This is a genomic window from Shewanella sp. 3_MG-2023 (assembly GCF_030548765.1).
Classification (GTDB): Bacteria; Pseudomonadota; Gammaproteobacteria; order Enterobacterales; family Shewanellaceae; genus Shewanella.
This window is the reverse complement of record NZ_JAUOSH010000004.1, coordinates 176332-186981: the sequence shown is the minus strand read 5'-3', so window position 1 is coordinate 186981 and position 10650 is coordinate 176332. Positions and strand designations below refer to the sequence as shown.

9 protein-coding genes are annotated in these 10650 nt (G+C 43.8%); 1 reads left to right on the top strand and 8 read right to left on the bottom strand.

Going from position 1 to position 10650, the window contains the following annotated elements; genetic code table 11:
- On the bottom strand, positions 1–875 hold an 875-nt coding region (locus Q4591_RS03980), incomplete at its 3' end, for an MtrB/PioB family outer membrane beta-barrel protein (protein ID WP_303459500.1).
- Between the two features lie 14 nt (positions 876–889).
- Positions 890–1840: a DmsE family decaheme c-type cytochrome gene (locus Q4591_RS03975; protein ID WP_303459497.1), complete on the bottom strand. Its 951-nt coding sequence runs from the start codon at positions 1838–1840 to the stop codon at positions 890–892.
- 185 nt (positions 1841–2025) lie between these two features.
- On the opposite strand from Q4591_RS03975, the gene Q4591_RS03970 reads away from it, so the two are divergent.
- Positions 2026–2967, top strand: a complete 942-nt coding sequence (locus Q4591_RS03970) for a helix-turn-helix transcriptional regulator (RefSeq protein ID WP_303459494.1) — start codon at positions 2026–2028, stop codon at positions 2965–2967.
- Positions 2968–3138: 171 nt separating this feature from the next.
- On the opposite strand, the gene Q4591_RS03965 is transcribed toward Q4591_RS03970, so the two are convergent.
- The 6 genes from Q4591_RS03965 to Q4591_RS03940 are packed head-to-tail and all read right to left on the bottom strand — an operon-like array spanning position 3139 to position 10418.
- Positions 3139–3591 carry a hypothetical protein gene (locus Q4591_RS03965; RefSeq protein ID WP_102439421.1) on the bottom strand — a complete coding sequence of 151 codons (453 nt, stop codon included), beginning with the start codon at positions 3589–3591 and terminating at the stop codon, positions 3139–3141.
- A 12-nt stretch (positions 3592–3603) separates the two neighbouring features.
- Positions 3604–4266 carry a molecular chaperone gene (locus tag Q4591_RS03960; RefSeq protein ID WP_102439422.1) on the bottom strand — a complete coding sequence of 221 codons (663 nt, stop codon included), beginning with the start codon at positions 4264–4266 and terminating at the stop codon, positions 3604–3606.
- A gap of 46 nt (positions 4267–4312) precedes the next feature.
- A complete protein-coding gene (locus Q4591_RS03955) occupies positions 4313–4981 on the bottom strand; it encodes a DMSO/selenate family reductase complex B subunit (RefSeq protein ID WP_102476156.1) in 669 nt (222 codons plus the stop codon).
- Between the two features lie 11 nt (positions 4982–4992).
- Positions 4993–7506: a DMSO/selenate family reductase complex A subunit gene (locus Q4591_RS03950; protein WP_303459490.1), complete on the bottom strand. Its 2514-nt coding sequence runs from the start codon at positions 7504–7506 to the stop codon at positions 4993–4995.
- Positions 7507–7550: 44 nt separating this feature from the next.
- Positions 7551–9542 carry an MtrB/PioB family decaheme-associated outer membrane protein gene (locus Q4591_RS03945; RefSeq protein ID WP_303459488.1) on the bottom strand — a complete coding sequence of 664 codons (1992 nt, stop codon included), beginning with the start codon at positions 9540–9542 and terminating at the stop codon, positions 7551–7553.
- A 15-nt stretch (positions 9543–9557) separates the two neighbouring features.
- Positions 9558–10418: a DmsE family decaheme c-type cytochrome gene (locus Q4591_RS03940; protein ID WP_277869095.1), complete on the bottom strand. Its 861-nt coding sequence runs from the start codon at positions 10416–10418 to the stop codon at positions 9558–9560.
- Positions 10419–10650: the final 232 nt, after the last annotated feature.

The following is a 10650-nucleotide window of genomic DNA, read 5'->3' as shown; positions in this document are numbered from 1 at the left end:
TTGTCATCTTGTATCATACGGCCTGTCACGATGCGGCCATTCATGACGGTGCGATTGAGCTGGTACTGACCTGATAATGCCACCTGATGGGCTTGGTTATCTGGGGCTGCTGAGTACACATCATTGGCATAAGGCAGGCTTAAGTGGTCGATATTATTTTCATAATAACTGCCAAAGTAGCTCAACTCAGTGAGCCAGTTTTCACCAGATAAGTTCACTCCAGCATCTAACTGCTTAGTGCGAGAATCGGTGGGTAAGCCAAAGTTAATCGGGCTTGGCGATACCAGGCTGGCTGATTTATGGCCGGTTTTATCTTCTTGGCTGTATTTCACAAAGGCGCCATAGAAGTCTTGACCGTACTCCATGCCGAGGGCCACTTTTTCGCGGCGCTGGGCTAAGTCAAAACTGTTGATGGCATCAGATGGGGTTAACATGCCATCGTTGTGCCACAGACTGCTTTCTACATCACCGGCTTTATAGGTTTTAATTGCATCATAATCGAGGCTAAATTTATACAAGCCTGCTTTACCGCCAGAGATATGAGCAAAGCCATTATCCATGCCTAGCTGATGGGCTTGAATACGGGCTTGATAACCAGACTCACTGTTAAAGCGCACATCACCACTGACAGCTGCAATACCGCCCTCTTTGGCAGTGCCTAAGGCATTGCCAGCGTGAATGTCACTGATGTCGTTATAGCCTGCAGCAACACTCACTTCACCGCGATAACCCGCAACATTGGTACAGCGTTTACATTCATATTTATGGGTATTAACCGCGGCGGTATTGGCGTTGCCAACCCCGAAGTTAGCTGCCATGCCAGAGGTGGATACCGCCAGCAGTGACAGGGTAATAAGATTCAATTTAAATGACATAATCTTGCTCTCCATTAGCGTTGCAGCAGACTGCCAGCTGGGTGATTAGAACCATGAATTTGGTTGTGACAGTTAAGGCAGCTTTTTCCACCACCAAAGGCATCCATTCCCGGCTCTGGTACCACGCGAGAGGCGTGACCATCGGGTGCATGACATTGCTGACATAACTGCGGTGCGCGGTTATCAAGCATATTGTCGTTGACGCTGCCGTGGGGGTTATGACATGAGACACAGCTTTCGGTGACTGGCGCGTGTTCCCATAGGAAGGGACCACGTTTTTCAGCGTGACAGCTATAACAGGTGTCATTAACGGTTGGTTTAACTAAGGCGTTTTCACTCATTGAACCGTGGGGAGCATGACAATCAATACAGGTCATTTGGTCCCATTTCATTGGGTGTGATGAGCGCTTGTTCATGTCGGCTTTTTCTTGGGTGTGACATGAAGTACAAGTGTCATTAACCGACAGTTTATCTAATGCAGGATCTGTGGCTGCGTGAATGGTGTGACAATCACTACAGGCAATTTCTTCGAGATTATGGGTGCTGGTATGCCACGCCATTTGCTCTGGGTCGTTATGGCAACCTTGGCAAACGGTGTTTTGGGTTGGGGCAGACAATTTACTGTCGCTGCCAAAAGCAATCATCGGCTCTTTACCGCCACGGTTATGGTTACCTTGAGGGCCATGACAAGCTTCGCACTGTAGGCCTGCCATAGGTGAGTCGCTGCTGGCAATGTTACCGTGCACGCCATCAAATATGTCCATGACGGTTTCATTTTTACGGTGACAGGTTAGGCAGTTGTCGGCGCCTTTAGGGGAGTAGTTGCCTTCAGCGAACTTTTCAACTAACTGTTGTTCTAATTGTGTTGAACTGAGGTCATCCCATGGGGTGGCATTAGCTGTTAAAACGCTGCCACCAAATAACAACAAGGTCAATAATCTGGAATAACATTTACTATGTTTCATCGTGGCACCTTAATAATTTTAACCAATCTACACATACCAGTAACTAAATATATTTTACTTTTTACCTGTGTATATTTCGCCTTTTATCGTTTTCTAAAAAAAACATTGTTTGAACTCGGTCACAAACAATTTAAATGTAAAGGCAAAAAATAATGGTTGTTTTATAGTATTCACAGGAGGTGTCTATGATTAAATTTTTAGTAAGACCAGCTTTAACAGCTAAAGCAATTTTAAATTATTGCCAAGATAATAATGTTATATTGCCAGAAGAGTTTGATGTAATAAGAAGTTTGTCTGATGATGATTTAATCAGTAGCAGTGCTCCCATTAAAATGTTGGAATGTATTGAGCAACAAACAAATAACGCAGAGTTTTTTAGCGAACTAATGAAAGTATGCACAGACACTTGGCTGCAAGCATTTTATCGAATGGTACCCCCGAGAAATGATGCCGATATGGCTTCTCAGCTGGTTGATTTTTATGAAAATATTCATGGGATGAGAATTAATCACAATTGGAGTTTATTGGAAACGAATGAGACAGTTAGTTTAGTCTCTAAGTCTGCTTTACATGGGAAATTTAATGACTTATTACTTTATAGTTTTTTAATTAAAATGATGAGTCAGCCAAATATTTCTGCCACAGGAACGATAACAGCAGAGTTCAGTTTAAAGAGTGAAGAGTATTTAAAGTATTTAGATTTTCCTGTTGATACAAAATTCGGCACGAATGATACAAATGTGGGTAAGTTTGTGTTTTCTGTTTCTAAGTTGTGTGATAGTAAAGTTTATAATCCGATGTTTCTAAGTAAAAGAATTACTGATTATGATTTGCTTATAGCGGCAAGTAATATGATCCCAATTAATAAGCTTAATATTTCTTCTTTGGCATTTATATTAGGTATTTCACCACGTTCATTAACAAAAGTGGTTGAAGAAATGGGAATATCACTTAAGACATTAATTAATAATGTTAAATATAAAAAAGCGCGCAGATTATTAGAAATGAATAATGGCAATATTAAGCTGACCGCGTGTGATTGTGGTTTTACCGATCAGGGCAGATTAACTAAAATCTTTAATCAAACTATGGGCATTTCCCCAAGTGAATTCTTGCTTACTAAATAATACCTTAGCTGCCGATGAGTGACTGGTGAATCCGTTAGTTATTCACCAGTGGAGCCGCATTTGCTACAGTCCTAATTACTTCAGCTGCTATCACTTCAACTAGTATTGATTCAGCTAGTATCACTTCAACTACTATCGTTTCAACTACTATCGTTTCAACTACTATCGCAGTTAACATTTACCCATATTATATTGCTGTTTACGCTGTTGCTTGCGCTCAGATTCTAAACGCGCCATGGCGGTTAACACTCGTTGGCTGTTGTCTTGTAGGTTTGAGTTGGCGTATTGCGCATCATCTCTAATGGTTTGTGCATAATGCACCGCCAACGACATAATTAACTGCTCAGGTTGTGTCAGCAGTTTATGTTCCAGCTCCTTAATAAACATCAATAAAAAGCACTGAAACAAGGTATCAAAAACCTGCTCCATATCCATGCTGTAATGTTCATTTTTAGGCTTGGGCGGTAATTCGATCATCGCGGCGATGAGGCTGCACACTGTCGAGCAAGGCGTTGCGCCGACAAATAACTCACCAATGGCCTTATCTTGGGCAAAGTACAATTGTAATTGCTGGGCAAAGTCTGCTTTGTTCCACTGCTGGGCGACGGATCGAATGACACTCATAAGCTTTTCCTACTAGCGAAATAAACGCATTGGCATTGGGATGATATTTAATGTCTTAGCTAATACGTTTTCAAAATCGCTTGCTAGTAGGGCGATACCCTTATAGAAATCGGTTTCAGCATGTTTTATAGCGAGTTCGTGACAGCGACCTGACCATGGCAACATGTGTTGTTGCAATAACACCATAAGCGCTTCTTTAGCTGGCTTATTGTCTGGCTCATCAATTAATTGCTGCAGTAATTGATCGATAACCGCATAGAACAAAGCGATATGGTCTACGGGTTGGTTAAATTTCAACTCGAAGCTAATGCCTAATTGCTTGTAAAAGTTCATTAGGCTAATGGTCGAGTCGTCATTGAGGATTTGTTGCTCGCCTAGGTAAGTTGAGCCCCAAGGCATAGCATTAGGCTCACCGGGACCAAAATAGAGCTGGCCGTAATCAAGCTTAATGTCGTTGATTTGTTCTGGGTGCCATTGTGAGAAGAATTGGCCTAATAATGACTTACCTTGCTTATTGGCCTCAGAGTCTTGTAGTGCAGGCCAAGTCAGGTTTAATTGATTGCTGACAAAATACTGGATTGAATCCTCGGTTGGATAGTCCAATAAAACGTTATGCAGTAAACGTGCAATAGCTTGTAGCTCTAAGTAAGCATCATGAGTAGTCGCGTCTGTCATTATTTCATTCCTGTTAAAAGGCGCCCCGAAGGGCGCCATTATTTAGTTATACTTCTGCAAAATTGAGAATGTCACCTTGTTGGCCGCCATTTCTATTCGCTTTTATTATTAAATTAGGTGAAGTAATACCTTCTGGTGGTAGGGGTGCGATATGGGCATCACCATTACCATATTTAGCTTTAATGTTTTCAACGGTATCAAAGTCCATTGCGCGCATTGGACAAGAGTCAACACACATAGGCTTACGGCCTTCTGCTAGTCGGTCGTAACAGCCATCACACTTGGTCATCACTTTACGTTCTTGGTCTAATTGCGGTGCATCATATGGACAAGCTCTGGCGCAGCTACTGCAGCCAATGCATAAGTCAGTTGCCACATGGACTAAGCCGTCTTCACGACGTTTATGCATCGCCCCCGTAGGACACGCCTTAACACAAACAGGCTCACTACAATGGTTACAGCCAATTGACACATAGTAGCTAAACACATTTTGCTCAAAAGAGCCTGTGCTTGGGTCTACATTCCAGCTGCCACCGCCGTATTCATAAACACGACGCCAATTAACGCCATTTAATGCAGGTACACCGCCTTCTGTTGGCTTATCGCCTTCGCGAATAATGCCACTTTGACGGTCTTTACAAGAAATATGGCAGGCTTTACAACCTGTACATTTAGTCGTATCAAGGTAGAAACTGTATTGAGTTGATTCGGTCATGGTAGCCTCCATTAAATAGCTTTACGAATTTGAACACGGTTTGTGTGCTGTGGGTTGCCTTTTGCAACTGGGCTTGGTGCATATTTAGTCAGCGAGTTAATCGCGCCGCCAATATCAATCACTTTACCAGTTGAACCTGTACGACCATTTGGATCGGGAGAGAACCAAGCGCCTTGACCTAAAGCCACAATGCCAGGAGCAACACGTGGAGTGATACGTACTACCACTTCAATTGAGCCGCGTTCGTTATACATTTCGATTTTGTCACCAGAAGCCACACCGTATTCTTGGGCATCAATGGCATTAATCCATACCGCATCTTCTACCGCTTCACGTAACCAAGGTACGTTGTGATAGCTTGAGTGAGTACGACCTTTAGTGTGATAACCCGCTAATTGCAGTGGGTAATCTTCTTTAGTGTCTTCATCTTCATAACCATCCCAAGTCACTGTGTACTGTGGTAGTGGTGTGATGATGTCGCCTTTGTACTTGTCTTGTTCCCAGTTCGCTGCGCGCCAAGCAAGTTCAGCTGAATAGATTTCAATTTTGCCTGATGGCGTTGATAGTGCTTCGCCGCCATTGACGAAGCTTTCTAGTGCCACGTGACGATTATGAGTGTTGTTACGGAATAAACCGATGTCCTGTGCTTCTTTGTACGTTGCTGGGAAGGCTGGTTTGATATCTGCGTTACCGGCATTTGCTTTCGTTTGCTGATAAAGCTCTTCTAACCAATCATCTTCAGTTTTGCCTTCGGTAAATTCGGCGCCAACACCCATAGCATCAGCAATCATTGCTGATACTTGGTACATTGACTTACAGTCCCAAATTGGGTCTACAGCTGCTTTCATTGCAGTAATATAGTCAAGCGAACCAGATGCATATGAGTCATTAACTAAGTCATTTGATTCTAACCAAGAGGTATCAGGAATGATGATGTCGGCAAATTTAGCACCAGGCGTCATCCAACAGTCACAAGAGACAATTAATTCAACGCCGCTTTCATCTTTTAAGATTTCAGCCGTACCATTAATGTCTGCGTGTTGGTTCAGTAGTGAACTGTCAGATGCAGAGATGATCACTTTGATGTTGTTTCCAAGTGGGGTATCTAAACCGTCAGTACCGGTAACACCATGAGTACGAGCCGTCATGGTTTCACCATTGTGAATCGCTTCAGACCAGCAGAAGAATGAAATCTGTTCTTTAACTGGGTTAGCGCCAGTTGGGATCCCTGCACGGTATGCGCTTGTCATGTTTGGTAGCTCACCGTTTGATGAGCCCTCAACACCTAACTTACCAGCTAATACGCTAAGCATATAAATGGCGCGGACTGATTGCTCACCATTTGCCTGACGGTTAACGCCAGCGCCTGCAACTATGTAGGGTTTTTGGGCTGCCATTAAATCGTCAGCAAGCTGTTTTATTTTAGCTGCTGGAATCCCAGTAATGCTTTCTGCCCATTCAGGTGTGCGCGGGGCGCGATCGCTGTAGATACCTTGTGCCATGATGTAATCATAGTAGTTATCTTCAGAGTTCATATGCTGGGCATATTCAATTTTAGTGGCATCGCCGCTGGTTTCAAACGCTAGCTTTTGAGCAAGAATCGACGCTGCATCATAACCAACAGTATGGTTATTAATGAAGTCGATACTATTGCGCTCAACCCAACCTGAGCTGATCATGATGTATGCCATTGCTTCAGCAAGCGCAGCATCTGTTCCTGGACGGATCGGCAACCAAGTGCTTTCTTTACCTAACATTGAGTCGGTATAACGCGGGTCAATTAAGGTTACTTTTAGGCCGTTGTTACGTTGCAGTGCATTAAGATAATCATAACCTTCACCTGAACCTGATTGACGGATTTCACTTGGGTTATAAGCAAAACCTAATAAGAAGTCACTTTGATCTAAGGTTACTGTTGAAGAACCAGCAGTACTGCTAGTACCAAAGGTATGCTTAGCCGCTTCAATTTGCTGCGCCCAAGAGTAGTTACCGTAGTAGCTTAAGCAGCCGCCAACTAAGTTGAATAGACGGTTAAAGCAGGCGTTTGATGCAAAACCGTAATAAGCACCTGAACCGTAACTTCTAAAGATAGACTTGTTACCATGCTCAGCAATGGTTTTGTTTAGCTGGGTAGCAATAGTTGATGCTGCTTCTTCCCAAGTAATAGGAATAAATTTGCCTTCACCACGCTCGCCAATACGCTTCATTGGGGTTTTTAAGCGGTCAGTTGCATAGGTACGTTGACGTAATGAACGACCACGGGCACAGGCGCGGATTTGATGTAGGCCGTATTCATCTTCTACTTCATGATCCGCTTCAACGCGAGTAATGATGCCGTCTTGACTAAATACTTTTACTGGGCAGTTTGAACCACAGTTTACTAAGCATGCTGACCAAGTTAAGGTCTCATCAACAGGTACTTCTGGTGGTAGTGGCTCGGCATCTTTTGAGCTGGTGTTACAGCCGGTTACTGTTGCAGCGCAACCTAAAGCCGCACTCATTTTCAAGAAACTTCTGCGTTCCATTATTAAATCCTCTTACTAAAATTTTTTCAGCGCGTTGGTAACGACTACAGCAGATAGCTGAAATTCAGCATGATCTGATGGGCGTTATAATTGTGATTAAGCTCGCCTAGCGTCACCATTCCAGGGACTTCATTTGGCGATATTTGAGCATCATCGGTGTCGTAATAGCGTTCGTAGCGGTACGTCAGCTTTAAGGCCATGTCGTCACTTAAGGCGTAGTTGGCATATAAGCTGGCGCTATGGTTATAAGAATAATAATCACCGTATGGCGTGGTGCCATCACTGGTAACGTAGGTATCACTGCTTGAGTTACTGAATAGGTAATCAGCCCCTAAAGTCAGTTGATCCTGCATTAATCCGCCGTAGCTCACGCCGGCGCCCATATTGATAAATTTGTCTTCAATATCGGCGTACCAATCAGGGTCGCTATAATTTTGGCTGCCAGCTTGAGCTGAATTAATCCACTGTTGTCCGGCAAAACCATAAGCTGATAATTGCTTGCTAAGTTGTAGGTTTACATTGATGTCGTAACCGTAATCTTCTGATTCCGTTAAGCCGATAACAGTATCGTCATAGTCATCTATGGCGTAGCGTCCAGTGAAGTCGATGCTTAACCAATCAAGTGGGCTGTGATTAACGCGCAGCTCGATATCGTTACGGGTTCTATCAGCAAGATAGTACTTACGCATTAGGCTGTTATCTTCAGATGACGTTAGCTCATTGGTTAAATACTCAGAGCCGCCGCGATTGCTGTGGCTGGCTTTAACATTGATATTGACGTTATCAATGGCGCGAATACTGAACTTGGCCCATAGGTTGTCTTCGTTAGTTTGTTCGCGGTCGCTGTAAGTACGTTCAACATCTTTGCGATCGTAACCTGCTTGTAAGCGGTAACCACTGCTGATGCGGTAGCTGGCATTCACTTTATAGCTTGAGCGTTCGATATCAGTGGCAACGTTTTCTTTGAAGCTGCCACTTAAGCTATTAAAGTCGTATTGCTGGAATTCAAATACCGAGCTGTTGTTTTCACGGTTGCTGTAGTCATAACTGGCACCCAGACGTAAACGGTTGCTCAACATTGAGGTGATATTGAAGCTGGCATCAGTGGTGTCGACTTCACCATCCCAGTTTTGGATTGGGTTACCAGCCACTTGAATTAAGTCATCATCTTGAATCATGCGGCCAACAATAAAGCGCCCTGACATCACAGTGCGATCTAATTGATATTGGCCCGACAGTGATACTTGATGAGCTTCATTGTCAGGGGTTGCTGCATACAAGTCGTATGAATACGGTAAGCTTAAATCGTTGACATTATTTTTGTACTGACTACCAAAATAGCTCAGTTCAGTTAACCAGTTGTCGCCAGTAAGGGCGGCGCCTGCGGTAAATGAATCAGTGGTCGAGTCGACAACTAAACCAATATTTACCGGGCTTGGGGTAACAATGCTACTGCTCTTGTAACCGCTTTTATCTTCGGTTTCATAACGCAGGTAGCCTTGATAAAAATCTTGCTTAACTTTGGCACCAAAGCCCATTTTTTCACGTTGCTGTGATAGCTCAAAGGTGTATGGCTCATCACTTGGCAGCATCATGCCGTCGTCATAATAAAGCTGACTTTGAGCATCACCTGACTGATAGGTGGTCAGTAATTGGTAATCGGCATCAACTGAGAACAATCCAGCTTTACCGACGCTGACATTCGCTGAACTGTTTTCAAAACCCAGTTGGTTAGCTTGAATGCTCGCTTGATAGCCGCTATCGCCTTGGTAGTTCACATCACCGCTAACGGCAGTAACAAAACCGTCTTGGTCAGTGCCAAAGGCATTAGCAGCATGAACATCATCACTGCTAATGTAACCCGCTTCAACACTGACACTGCCGTTATAGCCAGTGTTTGCTTCACAGCGCTGACATTGATATTTTTGCTGATCAACATTAGCGGTATTGGCTTTACCTACCGCAAAGTCAGCCGCCATAGCGGGGGCTGAGGCAATCACTAATGAGGCGGTAATAATATTGAGTTTAAAGTTCATTGTTGTTGCCCTCATTTAGCGTTGCAGCAAGCTGCCAGCAGGGTGGTTAGAACCATGAATTTGGCTGTGGCAATTTAAACAACTTTTGCCGCCGCCAAAGGCATCCATTCCTGGTTGTGGTACTACGCGGCTGGCATGGCCATCATCGGCATGGCATTGCTGACAAAGCTGCGGAGCACGGTTGTTGAGCATAGATTCGTTAACGCTGCCGTGTGGGTTATGACAAGTGACGCAGTTTTCAGTCACTGGAGCATGTTCCCATAACACTGGGCCGCGCATTTCTGCATGACAGCTATAACAAGTGTCATTAATAGAAGGTTTATTTAACGCGCTTTCAGTCATAGAACCATGGGGAGAATGACAGTCAACACAGGTCATTTGATCCCATTTTAGTGGATGAGATGAGCGCTTATTCATGTCAGCTTTTTCTTGGCTATGACAACTAGTGCAGGTATCGTTAACGGTTAGTTTGTCTAGGGCAGGATCTTTAGCTGCGTGGATGTTATGGCAATCAGCACAGGCAACTTCTTCAAGATTATGGGTGCTGTTATGCCATGCCATTTGTTTTGGATCGTTATGACAGCCCTGACAAACGGTATTTTGTGCTTGGGTTGATAACTTGCTGTCTTGGCCAAATTGGATCATTGGCTCTTTGCCGCCACGGTTATGGTTACCTTGTGGTCCATGACAAGCTTCGCACTGCAGCCCCGCCATTGGCGAGTCACTATTAGTTAAGTTGCCATGGGCGCCTTTGAAGATATCCATGACTTTGTCATTTTTGCGGTGACACATTAAGCAGTTGTCTGCCCCTTTAGGGGAATACTTACCAGCAGCGAACTTTTCAACTAATTGTTGCTCTAATTGGTCTGCTGGCATGTCATCCCATGGCGCAGAGATAGCACTAAATGAGCATAAACAGAGCGTTATGCTGATATAGGTTATGAATTTACGATACCAGTTCATCAAGTTACCTGACCTTATTAAATCAAACGTTAAAAAGTGTACTAATTAAGAGGGGGTATTCTAGGGATGTGTAGAAATCTAATCGATACAATTGAATTATCAGAAAACGACATATGTGATCCGTGTCAGCATCTTGAGTAGCAAA

What these genes read in the sequence shown, in the direction of transcription:
- Q4591_RS03975 (WP_303459497.1), bottom strand. Translation starts at nt 1,840, where the DNA reads ATGAAACATAGTAAATGTTATTCCAGATTATTGACCTTGTTGTTATTT.
- Q4591_RS03970 (WP_303459494.1), top strand. Translation starts at nt 2,026, where the DNA reads ATGATTAAATTTTTAGTAAGACCAGCTTTAACAGCTAAAGCAATTTTA.
- Q4591_RS03965 (WP_102439421.1), bottom strand. Translation starts at nt 3,591, where the DNA reads ATGAGTGTCATTCGATCCGTCGCCCAGCAGTGGAACAAAGCAGACTTT.
- Q4591_RS03960 (WP_102439422.1), bottom strand. Translation starts at nt 4,266, where the DNA reads ATGACAGACGCGACTACTCATGATGCTTACTTAGAGCTACAAGCTATT.
- Q4591_RS03955 (WP_102476156.1), bottom strand. Translation starts at nt 4,981, where the DNA reads ATGACCGAATCAACTCAATACAGTTTCTACCTTGATACGACTAAATGT.
- Q4591_RS03950 (WP_303459490.1), bottom strand. Translation starts at nt 7,506, where the DNA reads ATGGAACGCAGAAGTTTCTTGAAAATGAGTGCGGCTTTAGGTTGCGCT.
- Q4591_RS03945 (WP_303459488.1), bottom strand. Translation starts at nt 9,542, where the DNA reads ATGAACTTTAAACTCAATATTATTACCGCCTCATTAGTGATTGCCTCA.
- Q4591_RS03940 (WP_277869095.1), bottom strand. Translation starts at nt 10,418, where the DNA reads ATGCCAGCAGACCAATTAGAGCAACAATTAGTTGAAAAGTTCGCTGCT.